Annotated in this window: 22 protein-coding genes and 2 pseudogenes; 15 read left to right on the forward strand and 9 right to left on the reverse strand. The window is 58.2% G+C overall.

Annotated elements, in window-relative coordinates; all coding sequences use genetic code 11:
* Positions 1–29 precede the first annotated feature (29 nt).
* From OU999_17080 to OU999_17100, 5 genes are all read right to left on the reverse strand, one after another.
* Positions 30–890 (reverse strand): SMP-30/gluconolactonase/LRE family protein, encoded by an 861-nt coding sequence (locus OU999_17080; protein WAC23424.1) that lies wholly within the window; start codon positions 888–890, stop codon positions 30–32.
* 1 nt (position 891) lies between these two features.
* Positions 892–1668: an SDR family NAD(P)-dependent oxidoreductase gene (locus OU999_17085; GenBank protein ID WAC23425.1), complete on the reverse strand. Its 777-nt coding sequence runs from the start codon at positions 1666–1668 to the stop codon at positions 892–894.
* Positions 1665–2798 (reverse strand): fumarylacetoacetate hydrolase family protein, encoded by a 1134-nt coding sequence (locus OU999_17090; GenBank protein WAC23426.1) that lies wholly within the window; start codon positions 2796–2798, stop codon positions 1665–1667. The genes OU999_17085 and OU999_17090 overlap by 4 nt, the downstream gene beginning before the upstream one ends.
* A 524-nt stretch (positions 2799–3322) precedes the next feature.
* Positions 3323–3466, reverse strand: a complete 144-nt coding sequence (locus tag OU999_17095) for a hypothetical protein (GenBank protein WAC23427.1) — start codon at positions 3464–3466, stop codon at positions 3323–3325.
* A gap of 27 nt (positions 3467–3493) precedes the next feature.
* Entirely contained in the window at positions 3494–3829 is a 336-nt protein-coding gene (locus OU999_17100; protein ID WAC23428.1) for an Arm DNA-binding domain-containing protein, read from the reverse strand.
* A gap of 569 nt (positions 3830–4398) precedes the next feature.
* Here OU999_17100 and OU999_17105 point away from each other — a divergent pair.
* Positions 4399–4767 (forward strand): hypothetical protein, encoded by a 369-nt coding sequence (locus OU999_17105; protein WAC23429.1) that lies wholly within the window; start codon positions 4399–4401, stop codon positions 4765–4767.
* A gap of 65 nt (positions 4768–4832) precedes the next feature.
* Here OU999_17105 and OU999_17110 read toward each other — a convergent pair.
* Positions 4833–5219: pseudogene (locus tag OU999_17110) on the reverse strand (transposase).
* On the opposite strand from OU999_17110, the pseudogene OU999_17115 reads away from it, so the two are divergent.
* The 14 genes and pseudogenes from OU999_17115 to OU999_17180 all read left to right on the forward strand — a co-directional run bounded on the left by OU999_17115 (position 5164) and on the right by OU999_17180 (position 21315).
* Positions 5164–5643, forward strand: a pseudogene (locus OU999_17115) (transposase). The pseudogenes OU999_17110 and OU999_17115 sit on opposite strands and share 56 nt — an antisense overlap.
* A gap of 785 nt (positions 5644–6428) precedes the next feature.
* Positions 6429–10670, forward strand: a complete 4242-nt coding sequence (locus tag OU999_17120; GenBank protein WAC23430.1) for an RHS repeat-associated core domain-containing protein — start codon at positions 6429–6431, stop codon at positions 10668–10670.
* An 11-nt stretch (positions 10671–10681) separates the two neighbouring features.
* Complete coding sequence (locus OU999_17125) at positions 10682–11056, forward strand: energy transducer TonB (protein WAC23431.1); 375 nt, start codon at positions 10682–10684, stop codon at positions 11054–11056.
* Between the two features lie 258 nt (positions 11057–11314).
* Entirely contained in the window at positions 11315–11938 is a 624-nt protein-coding gene (locus OU999_17130; protein ID WAC25464.1) for a transposase, read from the forward strand.
* A 243-nt stretch (positions 11939–12181) separates the two neighbouring features.
* Complete coding sequence (locus tag OU999_17135) at positions 12182–12472, forward strand: TrbC/VirB2 family protein (protein ID WAC25465.1); 291 nt, start codon at positions 12182–12184, stop codon at positions 12470–12472.
* 4 nt (positions 12473–12476) lie between these two features.
* Positions 12477–12761: a VirB3 family type IV secretion system protein gene (locus OU999_17140; GenBank protein ID WAC23432.1), complete on the forward strand. Its 285-nt coding sequence runs from the start codon at positions 12477–12479 to the stop codon at positions 12759–12761.
* A complete protein-coding gene (locus OU999_17145; protein WAC23433.1) occupies positions 12761–15127 on the forward strand; it encodes a VirB4 family type IV secretion/conjugal transfer ATPase in 2367 nt (788 codons plus the stop codon). The genes OU999_17140 and OU999_17145 overlap by 1 nt, the downstream gene beginning before the upstream one ends.
* Positions 15127–16314 carry a type IV secretion system protein gene (locus OU999_17150; protein ID WAC23434.1) on the forward strand — a complete coding sequence of 396 codons (1188 nt, stop codon included), beginning with the start codon at positions 15127–15129 and terminating at the stop codon, positions 16312–16314. The genes OU999_17145 and OU999_17150 overlap by 1 nt, the downstream gene beginning before the upstream one ends.
* Positions 16311–17102, forward strand: a complete 792-nt coding sequence (locus OU999_17155) for a VirB8/TrbF family protein (GenBank protein ID WAC23435.1) — start codon at positions 16311–16313, stop codon at positions 17100–17102. Before OU999_17150 ends, OU999_17155 begins: the two co-directional genes overlap by 4 nt.
* Positions 17099–17803 carry a TrbG/VirB9 family P-type conjugative transfer protein gene (locus OU999_17160; GenBank protein WAC23436.1) on the forward strand — a complete coding sequence of 235 codons (705 nt, stop codon included), beginning with the start codon at positions 17099–17101 and terminating at the stop codon, positions 17801–17803. The genes OU999_17155 and OU999_17160 overlap by 4 nt, the downstream gene beginning before the upstream one ends.
* Positions 17803–18921 (forward strand): TrbI/VirB10 family protein, encoded by a 1119-nt coding sequence (locus OU999_17165; protein WAC23437.1) that lies wholly within the window; start codon positions 17803–17805, stop codon positions 18919–18921. The genes OU999_17160 and OU999_17165 overlap by 1 nt, the downstream gene beginning before the upstream one ends.
* A complete protein-coding gene (gene virB11 / locus OU999_17170) occupies positions 18918–19928 on the forward strand; it encodes a P-type DNA transfer ATPase VirB11 (GenBank protein ID WAC23438.1) in 1011 nt (336 codons plus the stop codon). Before OU999_17165 ends, virB11 begins: the two co-directional genes overlap by 4 nt.
* Positions 19929–19933: 5 nt before the next feature.
* Entirely contained in the window at positions 19934–20296 is a 363-nt protein-coding gene (locus OU999_17175; protein ID WAC25466.1) for a TrbC/VirB2 family protein, read from the forward strand.
* 674 nt (positions 20297–20970) lie between these two features.
* Positions 20971–21315 carry a hypothetical protein gene (locus OU999_17180; GenBank protein ID WAC23439.1) on the forward strand — a complete coding sequence of 115 codons (345 nt, stop codon included), beginning with the start codon at positions 20971–20973 and terminating at the stop codon, positions 21313–21315.
* An 830-nt stretch (positions 21316–22145) separates the two neighbouring features.
* Here the strand turns inward: OU999_17180 and OU999_17185 are convergent.
* The 3 genes from OU999_17185 to OU999_17195 all read right to left on the reverse strand — a co-directional run bounded on the left by OU999_17185 (position 22146) and on the right by OU999_17195 (position 26455).
* Positions 22146–23180: an IS110 family transposase gene (locus tag OU999_17185; GenBank protein ID WAC23440.1), complete on the reverse strand. Its 1035-nt coding sequence runs from the start codon at positions 23178–23180 to the stop codon at positions 22146–22148.
* Between the two features lie 1590 nt (positions 23181–24770).
* Complete coding sequence (locus OU999_17190; protein ID WAC23441.1) at positions 24771–25538, reverse strand: hypothetical protein; 768 nt, start codon at positions 25536–25538, stop codon at positions 24771–24773.
* Entirely contained in the window at positions 25538–26455 is a 918-nt protein-coding gene (locus OU999_17195; GenBank protein WAC23442.1) for a zincin-like metallopeptidase domain-containing protein, read from the reverse strand. Before OU999_17195 ends, OU999_17190 begins: the two co-directional genes overlap by 1 nt.
* Between the last annotated feature and the right edge of the window lie 255 nt (positions 26456–26710).

Genomic DNA, 26710 nt, shown 5'->3' on the forward strand with positions numbered 1-26710 from the left:
CTTACCTGCTCCTTGAAATTCTCTTGTTCTTATATGCCTGCGGGCACCACCGGCAGCCCCGTCACTCTCGGGTCGAATGCAAACAGATTGCCCGCCAGCGGCTGTGCCTCGAGCGCGCTTCGGTCAAGCCCCTTTCGCGCCGTCGTTGCATAGGCGGTCGCCAGATTGTCGCCGCCGAATGCGATCTTGGTGACATTGGCCACGGGAAAGCGCTCCACATGCATCAACCGGCCCGACGGGTCATAACGTCGCACGCCCCAGCCGCTGAAAAGTGCGACCCACAGGCAGTTTTCCGCGTCGATCACCGATCCGTCGGGATAGCCCGCACCGTCCTCGATGACGATATGCCGGACCGGCTCACCCAGCGTGCCATCCGGGTGGATCGGCACCGTCCAGATGGTCTTGCCCAGGGTGTCGGTGTGGTACAGGGTTTGCCCGTCTGCCGTGACGGCGGGGCCATTGGTGATGGTAACGGGGGGCAATCCGGTATCGCGGCACGCGCCCGCTTCACAGCGGTACAGCCTGCCTGTCATCCGGGTTTCACCGTCATCCATGCTGCCGAACCAAAGCCTGCCGGCTTTGTCGGTAGCGGCATCGTTCAGCCGATTGCCGGGCAAGCGTGGCTCCGGATCGTGCAGAAGCGAAAACTGCCCGCTTGCGGGGTCAAACCGGTGCAACCCTGACTTTACCCCGGCGATCATGTCTCCGCGGACGGAAGGCAGCACCCACCCGATCTGGTCGGGCGCGTCCCAATGCCGACTGCTGCCATCCTCAGGGCAGAAGCAATGCACCCGCGCCGCCTTGATGTCGACAAACCACAGCCTGCCATCGCTCCAGACTGGCCCTTCGCCGAGTGTGGCAGCGACAGGCAGGACGGAGGACAAGGTCATCTCAGCGCCATCCGGCATCGACAAAATACTCGTGCCCGGTGCACATCCGTCCGTCATCCGATGCGAGGAAGAGCGCCAGCGCTGCCACATCGGCCGGTTGAATGCGCTGGTTGAGACACTGGGCTGCGACGATCTCCGCTTCGGCTTGCGGCGAATACCATTTCTGCTGACGAGGAGTCTGCACATTGCCCGGTACGATTGTCGTCACGCGGATATTGTCGCGCCCCAGCTCGCGAGCCAGGCCGCGCGTCATGCCCTCGATGGCTGCCTTGGCGGTCTGGTACAGCACAAGCTCCGAAAGACCGAGATGCCAGCTGATGGATCCGAAATTGATGATCGCGCCGCCCCCCGCCTTGCGCATGGATGGCACCACAGCCTGGGCGGCGAAGAACAGGTGGCGCAAGTTGGTCGCCATCCGTTCCTCCCAATATTCCGGCGTGACATCCATTATGCTGTGGCGGTCATCATTGGCGGCATTGTTCAGCAAGATGTCGATCCCGCCGAGCTGGCTCTGCACATCGGCCAGACAGGCCCGAAGCGGCCCGATCTCGCGCAGGTCGCAATGGTGGTAGGATGCCTCCGGCAGCTGCGCGGCCAATGCTTCGCCGGCAGCATTGTCGACATCCAGAAAAACGATCCTTGCACCCTGTTCAGCAAACCGTTCGACCAGCGCCGCGCCAATTCCGCTGGCGCCGCCAGTCACAAGCACTCGCTTGCCGGCAAGGCTTGGATAGATTGCGGTGCGGCTTTGCGCGCTGATGCATGCCTGGACCGTCATGCCGGCCCCCGCAACAGGCCACGACCCGCCAAGTTTGCCATCAGCGCACCGATGCCCATGCGCCACGGCTCGGCGTCCCTCGATGTCACCACGCGGTTGACGAGCCGCCCAAGCTTCATGTTCTCGATGGCAACCACATCGCCAACTTTGTGGGTAAAGCCCCGGCCTGGCTCGTCGCGATCCTGAACCGGTGCGAACAGTGTGCCCAGAAAAAGGGCAAAGCCGTCCGGATACTGGTGTTCGCTCAACGTCTGGTCAACCAGATCAAGTGGATCCCGACTGATCTCGCGCATGTTGCTCTCACCCTTGAGCACATAGCCATCGGTGCCTGCGATGGTCAGGCGTATGTCTGCTTCGCGAACGTCATCGATAGAAAAGCTGTCGTCGAAAATGCGGACACAAGGGCCCAGCGCGCACGAGGCGTTGTTGTCCTTGGCCTTGCCGAGCAACAGGGCAGAACGCCCTTCAAAGTCGCGAAGGTTCACATCATTGCCGAGCGTCGCGCCTATGGCCGTACCGCCACTGTTCACCAGCAGGGCAATCTCTGGCTCAGGATTGTTCCAGTTGGAATCGGAGCGGATGCCGATTTCAGCGTCGCCGCCTACCGATGCCAGCACCGGCGCTTTGGTGAAGACCTCGGCATCCGGACCGATCGCGACCTCCAGATATTGCGACCACAGCCCATCCTCGATCAGCGCCTGCTTGAGCGCAGCTGCTTCGGCGCTCGCCGGAACAACCGCAAGGATCGACCCACCGACGGAGGCTTCCAGACGCTCGCGAATGGCAGCCGCCACGCTCCAGTCACCGCGCGCGCGTTCCTCGATGACGCGCTCGATCGCCGAGACCGCGAAGGTGACGCCGCAGGCCTTGATGCACTGCAAGTCAAGCGGGCTAAGCAGCCTTGTCTCGTCGGGAATATAGCGGCCGAGATGGCGGCCGCCCGATGCGGTAAAATCGCCGCGTTCGACCAGGGCGGCGCAGGTGGGGGCCACTTGCGCCATGTCGTACAATTCGCCCCGCACGATAAGGATGGGGCTTGGTCCTGCTTCACCGAGCATCCGCCCCAAGAAGACACCCGTCTCCCAATCGTCAGGCAGCGCCGAACGAAGTTCCTGCAAATTCCCCTCCATAGAATAGCCTTATAGCGACTGATAGCGCTACCATGTCAGTTTTCCATGGCTTGTCAAGCATGCAACTGGGAGCGTGTTGGAATGATGCGGCAGCACTCGCTTTGCCTCCGTAGCGCAGGGGTCGGCAGCGATCGCGACAACAGCGATTGCGAGTGCTACCTCCTCTGACCGAGCGCGGGGATCATTGACCGTCGTCGACGGGCCGCAGCCGGGCGGGCGCGCCACGCCGCAAGCTGCCACAGGCCTCCCCCGGCAAGCGCGCCCGCGCCCATTTGGCGAAGGCCGACGCCGTCAATATGGGGTCCGCTTGAGGTGGCTGGCGGAAATTTCGACCTTCCCGAAAACGTCCGGCAAATCGCTTGCGTGATCGACCGAGAAAAAGCCCTGTATCTCGCGAGGCAAGTCCTGCAGTGGGAGCGCGGCGGGCACCGTTGCAAGTCCGGCTGGGTCTACATTCCCAAGCGCCTACGGTCGAACCACCGGCTGATGGAAATCCTTGGCTGGGACAACGCCGCCGCGCTCGTTCAGGAGTTTTCAGGAATGGCGCTGCCCATTTCGTCTTGCAAGCTCGCGGTGCCGCGCTGGCGAGACAGTGAGGTTCGGCTTTTTGCCGCCGCTGGCATCGCGATCGACAACATTGCGGAAATTTGCGGTTCCATGGTGCGCATCCACTGCCCATGGTGCTTTCCATTGCGTCAGGTCTTCGAACGAATGTCGAAAACCTTCTGCGCCGCGTCCTTGAAGTTGGGCGCCGCTTCGACCTTGCGCCGCTCGAACTGCGGGTCATAGCCCTGTTCGACCTGACGGCGCACAACCAGCGCCCGCTCGCGCGTTTCCTCCAGCCCGACCGTCTTGCAGCTGCCCAGGCCGAAATCTCTCAGGTGGCCCTTGTGCTGCACCCGGCAGACCCAGCTGCTGGTTCCTCCCGGCCTATCGCAGCGAAAGAGGCCGTCGCCAAAACTGACACGGCGGCTGGGCTGACCCTGAGCCTTCGGGCCAGTGTTCGAAGTCGTGCCCATGGAGCTGATCATAAAATTTGTTCCCACATTGGCAAAAATGTCGGTCTGGACGACGTGGGAAACGTGAGGATCCGAATCTCTAGCGAACCCCGCAGGAAAGCTGGACTGTCGGAGCTGATCAGCGATGTTGTGGGATTAGTAGGTGGCGGAGACGGAGGTTTGACGAAGTTAAGTATATGTATTTGATAGCAAAATTTAATATTCTTCCGCTATTCATATTCCCACGCCCGGTTCCCTGCGCATCAAAACGACGATCTCGGACCGTGCCTTTACTATGCCAAAATGCGCTATTGCTGTCGATGATTTTCTTCTCGCTACAATGCGGCTTCTGACCTCGGAGTTATCATGCGGATCGCCTTAGGCGATCAATGACTGACCTTGCTCTCACGAGTTACCATTGAGGCTGACCCTCAAGCTGGAGAAGCCAGCGAGTTGGATTGAAGAGAAGGGGCCGGTCGCTCTTGGCGCACCGCCCGTGAATGCGGGCGATACTGGTCGCGGTCCAAGTCTCGTCGATGAAGACCAGGCGCTCGGGATCGAGATCGAGCTGACCGTCGAACCACGCCTGACGGTGCCTCAAGATGTCGGGACGGTCTTGCTCGATCGCATGCGCGGTCTTTTTTGCGCGCGATGCCGCGGCGATCAAAGAACCGCCACAGTGTGCCGATCCCGATGTGAACGCCTTGCGCGGCGTGGCCCGACTGATTCTCCGCCAGCGTGATATCGCCGTTCTCGACCAGCATCGCCATAATCCGGTCAGCGTGAATATCGGTCTTCGACGAGCATTGATCGCCGCTCGGCTTGCCCACAATCGCCTGACCATGCTCGCGCGCCATTCGCCGCCGGCGAACCGCCGTAGCAACGCCAACCCCCAAAAGAGCCGCTGCTGCTCGGCAACTCATATCATCGTCAGTCGCCGCAACGACCCGGTCACGCAAATCTTGAGATAAAGCTCTGGCCATCCATGCTGGCCTCCAACCCAGCCAGCAGGATGAATAAGAGTCCGTTTGGAAAATCAGGGATGAGCGTTTCGTCGTAGGAGATTTCCGCCCATGGCGACGAGGATCATGGCCTGTGAGACATCGATGCGCTTCTCGTAGTCGCGGACCAATCGGCGCCACCGGATCATCCAGCCAAAAGTCCGCTCGACGACCCATCGTCGTGGCAGCACCTTGAAGCCTTGCTGCTGATCGCTGCGGCGGATGACCTCGATGACGAAATCCAGATAGCTGGCCTTGTCCATGAGCTTGAGACGGTCATAGGCGCCATCGGCAAACAGATGCTTGATCCATGGCCATCGCCTCCGAATGCCATCGAGGATGGTCTGGGCACCTGCGCTGTCCGAAATGTCTGCGGTGGTGAGGTTGACCATAAGCAACCGGCCGTCAGTATCCACGGCGAGCCGAGGGCGGATGGCCCGGATTGCCAAGAAGACAAAACGCTACCCCAGTGACCTGACCGATGAGGAATGGGATCGCCTGGCACCGTTGATGCCCAAGCCGGGGCGCAGGGGCCGTCCACGCGAGGTGGACTTTCGCGAAGTGATCAACGCGGTGCGCTATCTTGTTCGATCGGGCTGTGGCTGGCGCATGCTGCCGATCCATTTCGGGGCGCGGCAAACGGTCTATGGCTGGTTTCGTGAATTGGCGCGCAGATTCCTGTTCCAGACGATCCATGACATCGAGTTGATGCTGGATCGTGAGCGTCAAGGGCGCGAGGCAAGTCCGAACGCTGCGGTGATCGGCAGCCAGTCGGTCAAGGCGCCATCGGCAGATACGCGCGGGTTTGACGCGGCAAAGGAGGTTGTCGGACGCAAGCGGCACATCTGCTGCGTCCACATACAGAGCATGAATCAGACTGCTAACCTCAGCGCAACCCCTTCAGGCGATTTTCCAAACAGCCTCTTAGAAACGCTCTATACTCCGATAACTTTGCAGAACAGCCAACACGAATGGAGAAAATTTACCGATCAATTCAAAATGGATGTTTTTGATGATAGACTACTTGCTGGTTCTGTGTTGTGCTTCCAAGGTTGAATTCGTCGAAAGCAGCATTCAGCATAATGGCTCGATTCTTGCAAATGCGGGGCTCTAACAATAAATCTGAGCGTTATGGGGGCAATATGCTGAGAAGCGGCTTGGGACTTGGGCGCGCAAGCATGTTGGCGGGGGGGGTATCAACGCGAGGCCAGCTGAGTGACGGGGTGGCCAACATTTGCAATGCGATGGGACTGATGGCGCAGGCGTGGCGCACCTCAGCGGCGAATGGTGGTGTCCCTTCGAGTTGCAACCAGGATGCGGTCGGCGACCGCGCGAATGTGGCTATATCTGGCTCCAGCATTTTTAATGGTGAGCAACGTGGGTTCGGCAGCTCTCTTGGCGAAGTCAATTGAGCTCGGGTTTTTCATCTATTTTTCGCGAGATTTCGAATGTTAACAGGGGTTTTTAGGCGTTTCGCTTCAGGGGACATGGTTGAATCCTACCCATCTTCGTTAGATGCGGTCTTTCAAGCTCAGAGATATTGCGCAGAGAAGAATAGGTGGCATAGAATTTTGTGCAATTGCCTGTTTATTGCTATATTTTATTGTGCAATCTCTTCAGGTTGTGATCTTATGGCTCAGGACGCGTCTGGAGCCAATGTGCCAGTGATCAATCCTAAGCCAGATATAAACGGTGTCGATGTTGCGTCGGGTCAGTATTCGGTCGTCTCACCTTTTGGCTTTAACGCGCCTGGCGCTAGCGCATTGAACATCAAAACGGTCTTCAACGGTCGACGATTTACCAGTACCCTCAACACCTACTTAGATGATCAGACTCTGACTCGGCCCGATATCGGAGACCCTAATGAGCGCCACATTCGGGTGCACTTTGGTGGCGCTGACCAGCTCTTTATTTGCCAAGGCATTGGTGCCTGCAGCCAGGTTGGCAACATAGACGGATCGCAACTGATGCGCACCGATTCAACTTCATATGTTTATCGAGATGGGCAAGGTACTGAGGTGGCATTTTTTCCGATGTCTATTCAGTCACTTGATTACTGTGAGGACGTTGAAACTGGATGTAATGCGGCGCAATATAACGGCTACTCTTATGCAAGGTCGATTCGCTTCAGTAGCGGGGAAACTTTAAAGTTTGCTGATTTTCCGATCGTGGTTTCAGGAAATTTCGTTGATACGATTGAAAGCAATCTTGGATATTCGCTGGATATCGTGACTCCATGCAGCCCATGCTCGGTTAACTTTAGCTTCGCTGGAGCTTACTGGTTAACGCACAGGACCGGTATGTCTTCATCTACGTTTCGACTTAGAAGGGGTGGGAGCGTTTTAGGCAGTATATCTTCTAGTCGGTCGGTTACGCCCGGAGGAAGCTCCGTGTACGAGACAGTTGTAATCACTGATCAGCTTTCTCGTCAATTTACAATTGAATCACGATCTGATGAAATACTGGCCTGCGGCTCTTTTGATCGAACATTGATTGTGCCCCGGACGATCACAAGTGCGAGTGGTAGGATTACCACTATTGGATACAAGCAAATTCCAGGGGTTAGGCTAGTTCCGGTTACTTCCGTGGCGCGGGGCGGGTTTGTCTGGACATATGACTATTTCAACCCCGGTGCGGGGCCGGATGCAACATTGACATCAACAGATCCTAGCGGGGGCACGCGCTCGGCAAGATCGCGTGGCAATGAGGTTCCCTGGCAAACTGAATGGGGTGGCTCTGCAAGATGTATCTTTCCGTTGACTGGCTCGGACGTTGTTGAGTCAACTAATGAGCTTGGTAAAAAAATGTTCTTCGAATATATAATGCCTGCGGTTCTTGGTTCTGTAAATTTGCCTGAGTCGAACGGATTTACCTATGAGAGCGATTATCGCGGCAATATTACGCGCGTTATTTCTAGGGCTAAGCCTAATTTTGGATCGTCAAATATTATTTATGAAGCGAATTATGATTCAAATTGTTTCAATCCACTAACGTGCAATAAACCAAACTGGACTCGTGACGCTAGGGCAGTTCAGTCAGGACTTGTCGAGCATCGTACGGACTACGTTTATGATCCAATCCATGGTGGTCTGATTCAACTGACTGGGCCTGCGGATTCTAACGGGGTCCGAGCACAAAAGCGTTTAACGTATGAATCAGTCTGGACGCCCACCGGAACTTTGTATCGCCTGCTGCGCACGTCCGAGTGTCAAAGCGTGGCCAGCTGTGTCGGAACAGCCGATGAGGTCGTTCATTCCTATACCTACTGGGAAAATACACTCCTCCAGTCGACAAGTTCGGTTAGCGCTAACGGTACAACCCTAACTACAAGCTTCAACTATGATGCCGCAGGCCGATTAATTCTGACTACGGAACCCGGCGGGGCTACCTCACATGTTCTTTATGATGTCGCTGGCAGGAGGGTGGGACTCATAGGCGAGGATCCAGACGGAGCGGGCCCAGCCATGAGGTCGGCAACGCGTTTCACGTACAATCTTGAGGACGAAATTGTCCGAACGGATGAGGGAACTGCATCGGGTGTAACCGCACAAGCGCTGGCAGACATGACTGTGAATCGGTCCACAATCATCACCTTCGATGATTTGGGACAAAAGACAAAAGAAGTGATTATAGGGAACGCTGAGGTCGCGGTCACTCAATTTAGCTACGACGCAGCAGGTCGTCTCGAATGCACGGCTATTCGGATGAACCCTGCAGCATTTGGTTCACTACCTCAGACAGCTTGCTTACTCGGTGCTGAAGGAGGATATGGCCCAGACCGTATCACGAGGAACATCTACGACGCGGCGGGTCAACTTGTTCAGATACGCAAGGCTGTTGGTACGTCCGTCGAACAGGCTTACGTCAGCCACACTTACACTGACAATGGCAAGCGGGCCAGTGTAACTGATGCCAATGGCAATCCGGCGGCCTTCCAATATGATGGGTATGACCGGCTGTCGGTGCATTATTTCCCGACCGCCAATCGCACTGGCGTAAACTGGGGCGACTACGAGGCTTATGGCTACGACGCCAACGGCAATCGCACCTCTCTGCGCAAGCGGGACGGCTCAACGATCACCTATCAATATGATGCGCTGAACCGAATGACAGCGAAGTTCGTTCCCGAGCGCGCAGGCCTGTCATCGATCCATACACGCGATGTTTATTATGGCTATGACCTGCGAGGACTGCAGACCTACGCTCGCTTTGATGCGCCATGGGGTGAAGGAATAACCAATGTCTATAATGGCTTTGGTCAGCTTACCACCAGCATCACAAACATGGGCGGCACACCGCGGACGCTGAGCCATCAATACAATCCTTCTGGCAACAGAACTGTGATCACCTATCCTGATAGCGTCAGCGTGATTTCATCCTATGATTTAGCTGATCGATTTATCCAAAGCCAGATCGCGGGCGGGGACGCGCTTGTCCATCAGACCTACAATTCGGCTGGTCGGCCTGCAAATCTGTATCGCGGAGTTCCGGGTGGTTGGGGTTTGACCCCTGGCTATGGATGGGGGCCTTATTCGGCAGTTGGCTATGACGCTGCCTTGCGCCCTAACGTTCTCGCGCTGGCGTTTATGAACGGGGTGAACAATGTCTCGACCAGCTACAGCTACAACCCCGCCAACCAGTTGGTGAGCCTATCGAGCAACACCAGTGCCTATGCGTTCAGTAATTATTACAATGTGGATCGCCCTTACGCGACAAACGGGCTGAACCAATACAGCAACGCAGGCGCTGCCGCTTTTGCTTATGATCCCAACGGCAATCTGACATCGGATGGCAGCACCAGCTTAACCTATGATGTGGAGAACCGTCTTGTCTCGGCGTCGGGTGCGCGCAATGTGAACCTGGCCTATGATCCACTGGGCCGGTTGTGGCAGGTGAGCGGTGGTCCGAGCGGGACGAGGCGGTTCCTCTATGATGGCGATGCCTTGGTCGCGGAGTACGACCAGTGGGGCAATATGCTCAAGCGCTATGTCCATGGCGATGGCGCAGATACGCCGCAGGTGTGGTTTGAGGGTGCGGGCACCTCCGCCTCCGTCCGGCGCTATCTGTTCACCAACCATCAGGGCTCGGTCACCGCGATCGCCGATGGCTGGGGCAACACCATCGCGATCAACCGTTATGACGAATATGGCATCCCCGGCGCGGGCAATATCGGGCGGTTCCAGTATACGGGACAGGCCTGGCTTGAGGATCTGGGCATGTACCATTACAAGGCCCGCATCTACTCGCCGACATTGGGCCGGTTCCTGCAGACCGATCCGATCGGCTATGAGGACCAGATCAATCTTTACGCTTATGTCGGCAATGATCCGGTTAACAAGCGTGATCCGACTGGAATGTGCCAGTATGACGAAAACGGAAAGCCCACGGGGGGATTTTGTTCGGCAGGTGCCCAAGGAGACGCCGCTGACAACTTTATAAACAGCCGATTGTCCGATCCGACCAGTTCATGGAGTGATATTGAAAAGGCGGCAGTTGATTCCGGTAATATCGTGAGCGTTTCTCTAGTCGATGGTGGGGCAGCGGAGGTGTCCATTTATCGTCAATTTGAAACTGTGGAAGGTGAATACTATCCAGCGGAAATGAAAATTGGAATGCAAGATTCTGTTGTGCCTGGTCAAGGGATAGACGGATCTAGCTATACAATGACACCAGAGGGAGCAGCCGAGCATGAAGGAACTCATTTTTGGGATCAAATGAGAGGGGTGTCAGGGGTCACCGGTACGATTGATGTTAGTGGATTCACTGTAAGACAAACAATTGGCATGGGCGGTCGATCGGAAGCAAACGCAGTTAACGCTGAAAATAGAAGAAACGAGCGTTTAGGAATAGGGCAGCGGCGCACTAGATATTGATTGGAATAATCATGATATTTTTGGTTTTAGCTGGCTTGACTGGACATCAAGCGGAGAAAATACCAGAGCTGGATCTCAGGGTGCGTCCGGAGCATTTTGAGAATGCTATTCCTATTAATCCAGAGAAATGGATCACATCTAAAGACTATCCGGAAGGCATAGTTCAAAGAAGTGATAGTGGTATAGTAAGCGTGAGTTTAGAGATAAATAGAAGTGGAAGGATTTCCGACTGTAAAGTTACGTCTTATAGTGGATGTTCCGTTCTTGATAATATTCCTTGTCGCTTATTGGAGCGTAGGGCTCGTTTTTTTATACCTAACGATATGACTCCTGCGAGTGCACGGATGACATTTTATTTTCCAGAGCCAAAGATGGAATTACGGTGACAGGTTCAACAACCCCAAAATCGCCCATGCTCTCAGCGGGGTAGTCATCGCTGGCTGATGGCGCGTATGTCCCACCCCGTTCAGTCGGAAACCCCATCGCATGATCCGGTGGCTTGATGCTGAATTACGGTGACACGTGCATAGAATTACGGTGACACGTGCATAAACCCCTAAATACCTCTCCCCTTCAGACGGAGCGAAGCTGATCGCATCATCGTCCGCCTTCCTCGCCTTGTCCGGCCGGGCATCCCGCATCACATCACGCAGCGTGGCAACCGGCGGGAGCGGACGTTTTTTGAAGGTGGCGATTATGCGCTGTTTCTCGATCTGCTGGCGCAGGCTGCGGGGCAGGCGCGCGTGGCGATCTGGGCCTATTGCCTGATGCCCAACCATGTCCACATCATCGCCGTGCCTGAAGATGTGGACGGATTGCGGCGGACCTTCCGGTTCGTGCATCGCCATTATACGGGCTATATCAACGCGCGCCTGCGTACGACCGGTCATCTGTGGCAGGGCCGGTTTTCATCGGTGGCGATGGATGAGGAGCATCTGCATCACGCTTTCCGTTATATCGCGTTTAATCCGGTCCGGGCGCGGCTGGTGGAGCGGGCGGAAGACTGGCGCTGGTCCAGCACCTCGGCGCATCTGGCAGGAGCGGACGATCATGTCGTCAAGGTCGCGCCCGCACTCGAACCGGTCGGTGATTTAGCGGCGTTTCCGGGCGAACCCTTCGATGAAGCGATGAGCTATGCGGCATTGCGCAAGGCGGAGTCCATCGGGCGACCAATTGGCTCACAAGCCTGGCTCGCCGCGATGGAGGCGAAGACCGGCCTCAGCCTCATGCCGCAGAAGCGCGGGCCGAAGCCTGCAAGCGGGCCGTAAGAACGCGGAGCTGCTAAATAGACTGCAAAAAATTGCATCCATTATGGAGTTATATTTTCTTCATAATGAATTCATTTCGTCGCATCGCTGAGTGACGTAGTTGGTGATGCCAAGGCTAGTGTCTCAATCACTGCCAATATTCTTTGGGTTGGCAAAGTCTTGGCGCACCTGCATATTCGCCGCCGAATCTGATTTCATACGGGGTGCAGGGTGAGGGCGATCGTTTCGCGATTTTCTTTGGGTTTGACAGGCTTGCTGGTCGCCGCATCCGATGCGGCGCTGGCGCAGGATGCGCTGGGCGATCCGGCGGGATCGGGCGTGCTGGTCTCTGCCGTGCAGTGGCTGCAAGGCACGCTGCTCGGCACCATCGCGACGGTGGTGGCGGTGATAGCGGTGGCGGCGGTCGGCTTCATGATGCTCACCGGGCGGATCAACTGGCGCTATGGCGCGACGGTGATCCTGGGCTGCTTCATCCTGTTCGGCGCGGCGAGCATCGTCGCGGGAATCCAGTCGACCGCGACGCTGGGGAATTGACGCGGTGGAGAGCATCGAGCGGACATCGGTGTTCATCGCGCTCACGCGGCCGCAGATGTTCGCCGGGGTGACCTATAGCTATTTCGTCGCCAATGCGGTGGTGGCGACCGAATTGTTCCTGATCTTCCGCTCGGGCTGGATCGTCGCGGTGGCGCTGCTGATCCATCTCGCCGGCATGCTTTTGTGCCTGCGCGAGCCGCGCTTTTTCGACCTGTGGCTGGTGCGCCTGGGGCGCTGCCCGCGCATCCGCAATCACGCGATCTGGCAATGCAACTCCTATCAGCCCTGATGCTGCCAGCGCTGACGAATGATCCCAAGGTCATTGCGCGCGAGAAGCAGGCGGGCGAGCATCTGCCTTATGCGCGGCATGTCAACGATCACACCATCGAGACGCGCGATGGCATGCTGATGCAGGTACTGCACCTGCGCGGCCTGCATTTCGAGACGGCGGACAGCGAGGAGATCAACTATCGCGCCCGGCTGCGCGATGCGATGCTGCAGGCGATCGGCAGCCCGAGCTTTGCCATCTATCACCATATCGTCCGGCGGCGGGTGGACATGGCGCTGGAGGCCGAGTTTCCCGACCGTTTCTCGCAGCGGCTCGATGCGGCCTGGCGCACGCGGCTGCAATCGCGCCAGCTCTATATCAACGACCTGTTCCTGACGCTGGTGCGCAGGCCCCTGCGCGGCCAGATCGGCGCGCTCGACCGGGTGCGCGCGCTGCTCGGGCGCACGACGCTCGACCGCGAGGCGGAAGCCGCGCAGGACCTGCGGCAGCTCGACAATGCGCGCGACGCTCTGGTCTCGGCGCTGGGCAGCTATGGGCCGCACCTGCTCGGCGTCTATGATATGCCGCAGGGGCCGTGTTCGGAGCCGCTGGAGTTCCTCTCCTCGCTCTTTCACGGCGAGATGCGCCCGGTGCTGCTGCCGCGCCAGGATATCGGACGCTATCTGCCCTATCGCCGTATCAGCTTCGGGCAGGAGACGGTCGAGCTGGGCAAGGCGGGGCTTTCGCCGCCCAGTTTCGTCGGCATCGTGTCGATCAAGGATTATCCCGCGCAGACCGCGCCGGGCATGTTCGACGAGCTGTTGCGACTGCCGTTCGAGATGGTGCTCTCGCAGAGCTTCGGCTTTGTGGATCGCTCGGCGGCGCTGTCGCGGATGAACCTTGCGCTGCGGCGGATGCGCTCGGCCGAGGATGAGGCCTTGAGTCTTCGCGACGAACTCGCCACCGCCAAGGATGATGTCGCGGCGGGCCGCGCCGGTTTTGGCGAGCATCACATGACGCTTGCGATCCGGGGCAGCAGCCTGGGCGAGGTCGATCAGGGCGTGGCCGAAGCGCAGGCGATGCTCGCGGACCTGGGCGCGATTGCGGTGCGCGAGGAGATTGCGCTGGAACCCGCATTCTGGGCGCAGTTTCCGGGCAATTTTCGCTATATCGCGCGGCGGGGCCTCGTCTCGACGAAGAACTTTGCGGGGCTTGCGAGCTGTCACAATTTCCCGCTCGGGCAGCCCCAGGGCAACCATTGGGGCGATGCGGTCAGCCTGTTGGAGACCACAGCAGCGGGACCGTATTATTTCAACTTCCACCAGAGCGATCTTGGCAATTTCACCGTCATCGGTCCTTCGGGGTCGGGCAAGACGGTGGTGCTCAATTTCCTGCTCGCGCAGGCGCGAAAGTTTTCGCCCCGGATCGTGTTCTTCGACAAGGATCGCGGCGCGGAGCTGTTCATCCGTGCCATCGGCGGCAGCTATGATGTGCTGCGCCCCGGCCAGCCTTCGGGGCTCAACCCGTTGCAGATCGAGGACACGCCCGGCAACCGGCAGTTTCTGATCGAATGGCTGAGCCTGCTGGCGGGCAGCGTCGATGTCGAGGAAGCGGCGCAGATCAAGGATTCGATCGACGCCAATTTCCAGCAGCCTGCCGAGCATCGGCGGCTGCGCTATTTGGTCGAGCTGTTCCGCGGCGGCCATCGTCCGCGCAGCGATGATCTGTGGTCGCGCCTCCGACCCTGGTGGGGCGAGGGCGAGCATGGCTGGCTGTTCGACAACCCACATGACCTGACCGATCTCGATGCCGAAACGGTCGGGTTCGACATGACGCAAATCCTCGACAATGCGGCGTTGCGCAGCCCGGCGATGCTGTACCTGTTCCACCGGGTCGAGCAGCGGCTGGACGGGACGCCCGCGATCATCGTCGTCGACGAAGGCTGGAAGGCGCTCGACGACGACGTGTTCGTGCGGCGGATCAAGGATTGGGAAAAGACCATCCGCAAGCGCAACGGCATAGTTGGCTTTGCCACCCAGAGCGCGCAGGATGCGCTCGAAAGCCGGATCGCGAGCGCGATTATCGAACAGGCCGCAACACAGATTTTCATGGCCAATCCCAAGGCGCGCGCGGCCGACTATATCGACGGGTTCGGACTGACCGCGCATGAGTTTGATCTGGTCCGCACGCTGCCGGACAGCGCGCATTGCTTCCTGATCAAGCACGGCTCGCATAGCGTGGTCGCGCGGCTCAACCTGTCGGGTGAGCGCGAGATTCTGACCATTCTGTCCGGGCGCGAGAGCAGCGTGCGGGCGCTCGATGAACTGCGCGGACGGGTGGGCGACGATCCGGATGTGTGGATTCCGGCGCTGATGGAGGCGCTGTGATGGCGTGCCCGGTTCCCACCCCTGGCGGCAATTTCCTGGGCGACACGCTGCGCTTCCTCGATTGTCAGGCGCTGACCATCGGGGCGTCGGGCTATCAGGCGCTGGCAAGCCCCGGATCGATCCTGTGGACGCTGCTGACAGGGTTGCTCACCATCTTCGTCGCGATCTTCGGCTATCGCATGATCCTGGGCGAAGTCCCCAGCGTGCGCGAGGGCGTGCTGGCCTTTGTGAAGATCGGGATCGTGCTGACCCTGGCGACCAGTTGGCCAGCCTATCGCACCCTGGTGTTTGATGTCGCTGTCAGGGCACCTGCGGAGCTCAGCGCGAACATAGGCCGCGCGTCGGGTCTGCCGGGTAGCGAAGGTGGCATGGTTTCGCGGCTGGAGGCGACCGATGCCGCGATGGTGACGCTGGCGATCGAGGGGACGGGCCTGAGGTCCGCCAATCTCAACACCATGCCGCCACTTTTTGCCGGATTTGAGCCGTTCGCCCTGGGCGGGGCACGGATGCTGTTCCTGCTCGGCGTGCTGGGCGCATTCGGAGCGGTGCGATTGGTCGCCGGGTTGCTGCTGGCAATTGCGCCCTTGTTCATCGCCTTCCTGCTGTTCGATGCGACGCGCGGGCTGTTTGCCGGCTGGTTGAGGGTGCTGCTCGGCGCAGCTCTGGGAAGCCTCGGCACCGCGATCTTGCTCGGCGTGCAGCTCGCGCTTTACGAGCCCTGGCTTACCAGCCTCCTCAGCGCGCGTGCCGCCGGGATCGCCGTGCCTTCCGCGCCGGTCGAGCTGCTGACCCTGGGGCTTTTGTTCGTGATCCTGTTGATCGTGACGATTGTGGCATTGGCGCGGCTGGCCTGGGGCTTCAGCTTCGCGCCGTCAGCACCGATCTGGCCCTTGGTCGGCCTGCCGACAGGACGTTCGCATGCACCGGAGCGCGTCGCAACGACCTTGTCCGCACCTTCCGGACCGGACCGGTCGCGCGCAGCTATGGTCGCCGACGCCGTGGCCTCGGAACAGCGGCGCGAAGCGAATGCAGCGGTGCTGGCCCTAGCGGGGCCACAGCGCGTTCCCGTGCAGGCGGTGACCCGCCAAGCAGGCTCGGCAGCGATCACCCCCCTCGGCCAATCGCACCGCCGCAGGACGGTGCGCCACGTCTCGCGCAGCGCCAGCACAAGGGATGCCCGCGCGTGAAGCAGGATAGCAAGGCCGAACGCGAAGCCTATTATCGCGAAGCCGCCAGCTGGGCGCAGGACCAGCAACAGGCGCTGCGCTCCTCCCGGCGGATCGCGTGGATCGTCGCCAGCATCGCGACCGGCGTTGCGGTCATGCTGGCGCTCACGATCATGCTGCTTACGCCGCTCAAGACCGTGGTGCCATACACCCTGCTTGTCGATCGCCAGACCGGCTTCGTCCAGGCGGTCGATCCGCTGGAGCCGCAGCGCATCTCGGGCGATGCGGCACTGACCCAGTCGTTCCTCGTGCAATATGTGATCGCGCGCGAGAGTTTCGATATTGATGCGGTCCAGGCCAATTATCGCAAAGTCTCGCTCTGGTCGGCAGACAGCGCGCGCACGCGCTATGTCGCGATGATGCAGGCGACCAATCCGGAAAGCCCCCTCTCGCGCTATCCGCGATCGACCGTCATTGATACTCTGGTCAAGAGCGTGTCGCCCATGGGCAGCGGCAAGGCGATGGTGCGCTTCGAGACCCGTCGCTCGGACAGAGGTGCGGCGCCGCGCGTCACCGGCACTTGGGTCGCGCTCGTCAGCTATCGTTTTGCGGGCGAGCCATTGCGGGTCGAGGACCGGTTCCTTAATCCGCTCGGCTTTCAGGTGGTACGCTATCAGCGCGATCCTGAGGCGCTGCCTCCGCCTGAGCCGGTGATAGTGCAGCCCGCAACGCGCTCGCCATTGGATCCGCTGCGTCCTGCTGGGCCGCCAACTGGCCTGCGGCGGCTTTCAGACAGGCCCGTGCTATGATGCTGACGGGCTTATTCGCCACGTTGCTACTGCAGGTAGCGTATCCCGGCTCGAACATGTCGCCGCCATTTCGTGCGCCAGGCGATCCTCGATTACGTGAAATTGTCTATCAGGCTGACCAGATTGTTCGCCTTGACGTGGCAGCAGGATATCAGCTCAGCGTCGAGTTCGCGCCAGACGAGCGGATTGAGACGGTGGCAGTGGGCGATAGCAGCGCCTGGCTGGTAACGACCAACCAGCGCGGTTCTCACCTGTTCGTCAAAACGTCGGGCGGGCAAACCGACAGCAATATGACCGTGATTACGGATACGCGGGTCTATCTGTTCGATTTGCACGCCCTCGACAGTCCGGGCGGCGCCATGCCCTACACGGTGCGGTTCGTTTTTCCACCGCCTCGACCAGGGATCATGACGAGTAGCCTGGGCCCCGACCGCGAGGAGGGCGAGTACAGGATGAGTGGTGACCGCCGGCTCTACCCTAGCAAAATGGGGGATGATGGCGTGCATACCTACATCGTCTGGCCCGAAGAGGCTGCGCTTCCCGCGATATATAGTGTGGACGATCGCGGTGAGGAACGGCTGGTAAACGGTGCCATGCGCGATGGCATGTATGTCATCGATACGGTGGTCCCAAAGCTTACGTTCCGGATCGATAATCGCACGGCGCGTGCTCGCCGCATCCTGCCAAAGGAGGAACGCTGATGGTGAGCCTGCCTGAGAAGGACAGCGCAGTTGAGCTCGATATCCGCCCCAGCGTTGCTCGCGCTAGCCGACCGCTTCCCCCATGGGTATTTGGTGCAGGCCTGACGTTACTGGCAGTTTCATTGTTCGTCATACTCGATGGGCGCCGCCGCGCGCTGCAGGCACCAGCCGTTGCGACCAGACAGATCGACCTTTCTGGCGGGAGTTCGGCTCCGACCCTTTATGTGCCACCGGAGCTGGAGCAGCCATCGCCGCCGCCACCTCAGGGCACTCCAGTGCAGGTGATTACAGACCGACCAGCACAGACGATACGCCCGGTAGCGGCTCCCACTCAGCCTGTGCAGTCGCCACCATCTCCCGTTCAAGCTTATTACCCATCGTCGCCGCCCGTGGTGCAGCCAGCGCAACCGCAACGGACGACCAATACATCGCCAGTGGTCGTGATCGATAACGGCAATCCCAACCGTGCGCAGTCGCCCGCAAAACAGGAAGGTGACGATCAACAGGCGACAGCAGGCACAAGAGCAGTGCGCGATACCGGCCGCAGGCGCGCCGGGGCGTTTGCAAATCGAAGCACATCGGTTGTTCAGGGAACGCTTATACCAGCAGTGCTCGAGTCAGCGCTGGATTCAACGCGGCCGGGATTTGTCCGTGCAATAGTGTCACGCGATGTCCGAGGATATGATGGGACGCGTGTGCTTATTCCTCGCGGGAGTCGTCTGATCGGGGAATATGATTCCGATACGCGCTCCGGCGAGAGCCGCGCTCTGATCAATTGGACCCGCTTGATCAGGCCCGATGGCGCGACAGTCGCCATTGATTCACCGGCTGCTGATCCGCTGGGCCGGAATGGTGTTCGCGCTCGGGTAGACACGCATTTTTTTGAGCGTTTCGGCGGAGCCATTCTCCAGTCGATCCTGGATATCGGGGTCAATGCTGCAGCCCGCGCTGTGGATTCGCCGACAGTGATTGCGCTCCCTGGATCATTTGGCGGTGTCGCAAGTCAGCGCATCCAGCCGCAACAGGTAACGCCGACCCTCGTTGTTAAACGCGGAACCAGCATTAGCGTATTTGTAGCACGTGATCTCGATTTTACAGGCGTAGAGCAGGGGCGGTGACAGGGCTCCGTTCAATCCCTGCTGGTCAGCTATACCTCACCAGTTATCTGGCACCACTCGGCGCAGCGCTTAGCAGGCCCGATGTCACCGACATCTATGTCAATCGACCTCATCAGATATGGCTTGAGACGACGGGAGGACAAAGCGAGGTTTTGCCTGCGCCGGAGCTTGATGCCGTGACATTGGAGAGACTGGTCCGACAGGTGGCAGCGCTTTCCCATCAGGGGATCAGCCGCGAGCACCCCCTGCTGTCAGCCGCTTTGCCGGATGGCTCGCGCATTCAGGTGGTTATGCCGCCCGCAACACGCGGGCACATAGCGTTAGCTATACGCAAGCATGTTTCGTCGGATTTGACCTTGGCGGATTATGCAGCGTCCGGCGCGTTCGGAGCGACGCAGCGCGGCATTCAACGCACAGACACCAGGCGCAACATTTTGGAAGCATTGCTTGCCTCTGGCGATATGGCAGGGCTCTTGGGCGGAGCGGTGCGTCAGCGCAGAAACATCCTCGTCTCGGGCGGAACTTCGACTGGCAAGACGACATTCCTCAATGCTTTGCTGAGGGAGATACCAAATGATGAGCGGCTGATACTGATTGAAGATACGCCTGAGCTCCAGATCACGCACGCGAACGCAATAGGGCTGTTGGCCGCGCGCAGCGAACTGGGAGAAGCGCAGGTGACCGCCAATGACCTTGTTGCGGCATCGCTGCGCCTGCGTCCGGACCGGATGATCTTGGGTGAGTTGCGCGGAACCGAGGCCCTAGCCTTTCTGCGGGCCGTCAACACAGGGCATCCGGGATCGATGACAACAGTACATGCCGATAGCCCCCAAGGTGCGATCGAACAGATTACCCTGCTGGCTCTCCAGGCCGGCACACAACTCAGCAGGGAAGACATCCACCATTATGTGCGTTCGACCATCGATGTGTTTGTGCAATTGTCGCGAGACAAGGGGCGTCGCTACGTGTCGACAATCGCATTTGCCTGGCAACTCCTAGAAGCGTGATGGGAATGGTCGATCCCTTGTCCGGTGACCCGAGAGCCATCTCGATCGGTTCAGCCGTCGTCTGGTTGCAGTCTGCCATGCTAGGCCAGCTGGCAACTGCAATTGCTGTGACTGCAATTGCTGCGGTTGGCCTGGCACTGATGTCAGGTCGTCTCGACTTGCGGCGTGGAATAGTGACGGTGATCGGTTGCTTTGTAGTGTTTGGCGCCTCGGGCATTGCAGCAGGGATAGTGGCTGCAGCGACGTCAGCTTCCATGTCAACTGCTGGGCTGGATGGTAGCGGTAGGACCCCGCGGCCACCTATTCCTGTCGTCAGGCCGCCTGCCGATTATGACCCCTATGCAGGGGCGGCCATGCCGGCCCAGTGATTACATTATAGCGGAAATGTGGGTCTGCGTTTCTGTATCCGCCACCGCCAATGAGCTGGCCCGAATCAAGACATGACACGTTGAAATGCCACTTGGTGGACGGCATCCACCACACAGCGTTCAGGTAGTTCCAATACTGACTAATAAGCCTAGTTATAAAAGCTCGAATACAACTAGAAATTTGCATCAAAGTGAAGGTATAATTCGTCCATTTTGGACCAATAATTTCCGCTAGGCTTTTGGGGGGAGGTGAAGTTAGTATGTGTGCCGTAAAGAATAAGGGGGCGAATCATGAGGTCAAGGTTAGCTGCAGCAATTGGGCTCGTTTTGTCTGTGGGTGCAAGTGCCCCCGTTATCGCTCAGGAAGGCGAGGCTACGACGATCACCTATGACGCGTTAGGTCGGGTCGTCAAAGTTCAGAAGTCTGGAGGCCCCTCCAATGGTGTCGAGACGAATTATGAATTCGACGCTGCTGGAAATCGCACGAGGGTGAAGGTCGAGGGATCGGCCGATGGAGGTGGCGGCACCGGTGGCGGCGGAGCTACCACACCTTCCAAAGTCTATATTGTAGTTCCGTTAAACGGGTTCACCATTATCCCTATATCCAAATAACATATAAGTTTTATTCGTAATTTCAATAAATATCTTATTGGTTGATTTTGGAGAAATGATCAATGCTTGTCAAAGCTTATAAATTAATGGCTTTGTTAGTGAGCCTGTGGATGCTGGCAAATTCACCCGTATCAGCTGCTGGAGCTAGTGGTTCTTTCAATATCACCAGAATCACCGTCGAAGGCGACCGAGTGTACATATTCGGTACCGGGATACAGAATCCAGATCAATGTTCAACTGCCAATTATGCTGTCATCTTGCCCTCGGCGGCGAATGTTGATCGCTTTCTGAGCGTGGCTATGACGGCAATGACCAGCCAACGCCGCATTTCACTTTGGTTCGTCGGGTGCGTCGCTAGCAATTGGGATGCATCGGCGCCGTATGCAGTTTCGATATTTCTTGAATAAGGAAGTAAGATGGCCATGTATTTCAGATGGAGCATAAAGATCGCTGCCTTCTTAACGGGTGTCAGTCTTGCGATTGTAAGCACATCTGGCGCTGCCCAAACGGTACAGTACGCAACCGGAAGAGTTACCCTCACTGAAGGGCATGAAAGCCCTAGCTGTCGTCGGGTGAGGTTGGAGCGGATAGGGGCTCCAGTCCTCTGGTTTCGCATTCCCGATGGGGAAGGGAGCGGTATTTTGGCTGTTGCGCTCACTGCCTTGACGACAGGCAAGATAGTCCACGTCGCCTACCAAGACGGTGTTGGATCGGGTTGTGGTTCCGAGCCAAGAATAATTTACTTATCTATAACAAATGAATAGTGAGTTGATGGTAGTATGATCTAGCGTTAAATTTTTGTTTTAAAAAACTTGTGGGCGATGCCTGCAATTCGGATTTGAAAGTCTTGGTGGTTAAAATGCGAATAAAAATTGGTTTTCCCAGATTAATTACGTTATTGCTGTTATTGATGAGTTCGACAGCCGCGTTTGCAGGGCAAACGGGAGCAACAAAAATAGTTGGGCTAGAGAACGGCTTCTGTGGACGCCCCTTTGGATGCAAGCATTAAATTGGGGTATTTTGGCACGTAGTCGGATGCTGTCATCTGTCCGGCCTCGATGAGCAGCGCCATAGCTGCGGGCCAGTATGGGAGTTCGCGGACCGGATCCATTACAGGTTTACGCGCTTGGCTAGCGCCCTGCCATTCCCTGGTTCTTCCAGCCCCGTCTCGCCGACTGTTGTGCCATACCCTCCTTCGACCGCCTACGTCCCCGACGTCTCTGACTGCTGCCTTGGCTTACACCACGACCACTGCCGGAGCTTTGTAGTCTTCCTTCCTGGTGAGCAGCGCCCACACCATGCGCGCCATCTTATTGGCGAGCGCGACCGAGACGAGCATGCGCGGTTTGCGCGCCAGCATGCTTTCCAGCCATGAGCCACGCGGTGCACCGCGCCTGTTGGCCTGCAGCACCACCGAGCTTGCGCCGATGATGAGCAGCCGCCTGATCGTCCGCTCGCCCATCTTGGTTATACCGCCAAGCCGTTGCTTGCCTCCGGTTGAGTGCTGTCGGGGTGCAAGCCCGAGCCAGGCCGCAAAATCGCGGCCTTTGCGGAAGGTCTCGATCGGCGGGGCCAGCGCGATGATGGCGGTCGCCACGATAGGACCGATCCCTGGGATGGTCATCAGCCGCCGGGCTGCTTCGTCTTCCTTGGCGCGCCGCGCGATCTCGCGGTCGAGCACAGCAACCTGCTTGTCGAGCTCGGCTAGCATGTCGATCATGAGCTTGAACATCGGCTGTGCCGCCGCTGGTAAAGTGGAGGTCATCTCACCTTCTTCCAGGAGTTCGGTCAGCAACGTCATGTGCGCGGTGCCGCGTGGCGCGACCCAGCCATATTCCGCCAAGTGGCCTCGGATCGCGTTGATCAACTGGGTGCGTTGACGTACCACAAGGTCGCGCGCTCGAAACACAAGACCTGCGGCCTGCTGTTCCTCGCTCTTCACCGTCACGTAGCGCATGCCCGGGCGCTGTGCCGCCTCGCAGATTGCCTCCGCATCGATCGCATCGTTCTTGTTTCGCTTCACGAACGGCTTCACGTAGGCGGGCGGAATGAGCCGCACATCGTGCCCCATCGCCTTCAGCTGCCGCGCCCAATGATGCGCGCCCCCGCACGCTTCAAGTGCAACAGTGCACCCCGGCTGACTTGCAAAGAAGTCGAGCAGTTTGTTCCTGGTAAGCTTGCGACTGAAAACCATCGCACCGCGTTCATCGGCACCGTGCGCATGAAAAACGTTCTTGGCGATATCCAGACCTATTGTGCTAACTTGCGACACGGACGCCTCCCTCAGTGGTGAATCAACACCTCCACTTTGGCACATAGATGCCGTCGGGGGGCGTCCACCCCATCAGGTTTGGTGAGGGGCTTGTTATCACTGCCACTGCATCCACTCCGGGTTGTGGTTCATACCCCAATGACTATGGGGTCGACGCCAGTCATCCGAACTTTGACACAATAGTCGCAATGGCGTTAAGTGCATTTCTAGCAGAAGCTAATGTTGTATTAATCACGGATGATACTGGTTGCGCATTTGCCAATCGTAAAAAAATCCTAGCTATAAGATTAATCAAGTAGATTTCTGATTCTGAGCTTTAAATCTCAATTTAGTATTAAAAGCGTTGTTGATATATCGACGCGGAAAATTTGCAAGTCTAAGGTTTCTTTAATTCAGTAAAAATCTATGAGTTCTCGGGTTAACTACCGCGCTGCGGTCCGTATTGAGAGGTGCTGTCCGAGGTCGACTGAGAGCGATGGGGCGAAATGGAGGGGTGTATGCGTAAAATGAAGTGGTTGTTCGCTGCTGCCGTTGCGTTTGTGTCGATATCTGCAAATGCAGCGCCTCATTGGTGCGCAGGTCGAGTGACTAGAATAATTGTTGATCAGGGCGGTAATGTGTATGTGTATCCGATGTTTAAAGAGGATTTTGTTCAGATCTGCAATTTAAGTTCATCGTGGAAAGGTGTAAGTACCGAAACATGTGGTTCATGGCAAGCTCTTGTCATGTCATCAGATTTGGCAGGTAGGGCAATGATAATGTTCTATGATGATATTTCGAGCTGTAGCGCGCTCGCTACATATTCAAATGCACCCGCTCCGGGTTTTTTAATGATGGAGATTGAGTAATGGGTGCTATCCGTTTTGCCGCTTGCGTAATTGTACTATTTGCTGATGGATTCTTGTTTACTGCACGTGCTGAATCATGTTTGCCGTCATATAAGCAAATGGGAATCATTAAAAATAAAGCTGAAAAAGGTGGAGGCAGCGCTAGTGCGCGCCAGGCACCGTTTGTATTTGGTTATGCGACCCGGCCGCCACTCCAGCGGAAAATTGAGTCAAGCAAAAGGGCCCCTCAGGCACTGGTCCCTTGTAAGGGTGAAGACCTGGATTCAAGCAAAAAGTAGATCAATTTTTCATAGCATATAGATTTCTGTATGATTGGGATCTAGAGGTGGTATGATTAAGTTAAGTGTATGTAATTGATAACAAAATTCAATATTCTTCTGCTATTTCTATTCCCACGCCCTGTTCCCTGCGCATCAAAACGACGTTCTCAGACCGTCCCTTTACTATGCCAAAATACGCTATTGCTGTCGATGATTTTCTTCTGCCGACGGTCCGGGTTCCAACTTCGGAATCAACTTGTGGATCGCTTTTGGCGATCAGTGGTTGAACTTGCTCTTTGCTATGCTGACCGGTGGCCATCGAGTGCGTTGGCAGACATGCGAACCTGCGTTTGGGTTAGCACAGGATGCCGTATCTGATGTGCCGCAACAACATCATACAGCCCCGCCAAGGGCGGCTGAGGGTGGGCAATGGCGCTGGCCGTCCCAATGGGGCGGCCTCTACTGATCGGGGCTGTGCCCGGTCAGAACGCAAATGCGCCCTGACCGGTGGCAGTCGTGAAGGTGTCAGCTTCTCCGGCAGTATATCGCTCGCGGCCTTGCTCGGTCCAATGCAGGAAACCGGAACGATCATGGGCGAACCACCCATCTTCGATGCCGTAGACCATTGCCCATGCGACATCGTTGGCGGGAAGGCCAGGGTGATTGACTGGCCAATGGAGGGTACCTGTGTCGGGCTTGCAGGCGCACGGAGTGCTGAATGCCAGCATGCCGCGTCGACTGGCAGGCTCGGGAGCGCCGATCGCGGCCATGATGGTGCGGGCCTCAAACGGCGAGAGATGGCCGGTCGGCTTTCCGTCATGCCGCGAATAGGTGAGGCCGTATGCCACGGCGCGGGCAATGTCCTCTGCCGTGGTGTACTCACGGGTATCGAGCAAGGCGCGCCATTGCCCGGCACTGACAAGATCCACCGCATGCCACCACTGGCCATTGCGGGCCTTGCTGACGCCATAGGCATTGGGTGCGCCGTGCGCGTCCAGCGTGAGGCCAAGGCCGGCTTCCACATGCTGAACGAAAGGATGAGCAGCCAGCAGCGGGTGCATCAGGCCAAGGCGGGTACCGTCGCCTTCGGCTGCGCTCACCTCGATCGGAAACTGAAACAGCCGGGAGGGCAGATTCCATGGATAGGACAGCGGGAAGTCGCGCGGCATGGTGAAACTGCGGTTGATGTCCAGAAGGAAGGTGGAGGCGGCAAGGCCGCGCTCCACGATCTGCGTTGCAAGACTGTCCATTATGCGGCCTCCTGTATGTCAGCAGGGGCTGCCAGCTGGTGGAGATAGGCCACTGCTCGCTCTGCATGGGCTGCGGCCTGCACGATGGCGCGTTTGTCGTTCCTGAGCACTTCCAGCCAGCTGGCGATGTAGCTGGCGTGGTCTGCGCGCGGTTCCAGTGCTAGCCCTAGGTCGGCAGCAAGAAATGCTGCCCCGATCTCGGCCACCAACTCCTCACGGGCATAGCCTTCGTCGCCCCATGATTTGCGACCGAAGGAACGATCAAGGCGGGTGGGATGGCGCGTCCAGTGGACCGTCTCATGGCCGCGAGTGGTGTAATAGCCGTGACTGTCCTCGAATGCTTCAAAGGGCGGAAGCTGGATGCGGTCCTCGCCGATCATGTAATAGGCGCGATCGCCACCATGCCGCACCTCTGCCGGGATGCTGGCAAAGAACGCCTCGGCGCGGGCATCGCGCTCCATGCCGGGAAGGACCGGGGCAGGGGCCTCGATGGCGGCAAAGCGCTCGGGCAAACCCTCGATCTGCTCCGCGTTGAACACGGTGTAGGATTCCAGGAAACGAAAGCCTTCCTCACGCTCTTCGCCGCTCTGCTCGTCGGTACGGGTTTTGCTGCTGCTGCCGTAATAGACGATCGGCGCGCCTTTCTCGCCCTTGCGCACCTGAGCACCCAAAGCCTTCGCCTGCCGGTAGGTCATCCATGTAGGGCTGCCATAGCCGGAGGCGACGGCCTCCAGCCACAGCAACAGGACGTTTATGCCGCGATAGGGTTCGCCCGTCGCCCGCAAGGGACGCGTGACGCGTCCGCCGAGCCTGTCGATGCTCCATGGTTTGACCCAAGGGCGGATGCCCTGCTCCAGCTCGGCGATGATGCGCTCGGTGATCCGGCTATGAGGGTCGATGGTGGTGGTCTTGGTCATGATGATTTCTCCTTCCTGATCCGCGCAGCGGGTCATGCGCCGCGCATGACCCCTGCCGACCCGGCGAGGGGCGGAGAGGGAGGGGGGCAAGTTCTGCCGCCGGGGGTGGTGCGGGCGCAGCCAAAGGCGAGCCTCGGCCCCAAGGCAGGACTTGCGGGGGAGGGAGAGGCAGAGCCCCTTCCTCCCCGCTCATCATCAAGGAAAAGCTGCGCCGACATTGCCGGCGCTCATCAGAGGGCAGGGAGCAGCCCTGCC

It is taken from the genome of Blastomonas sp. SL216, from assembly GCA_026625625.1.
Classification (GTDB): Bacteria; Pseudomonadota; Alphaproteobacteria; order Sphingomonadales; family Sphingomonadaceae; genus Blastomonas.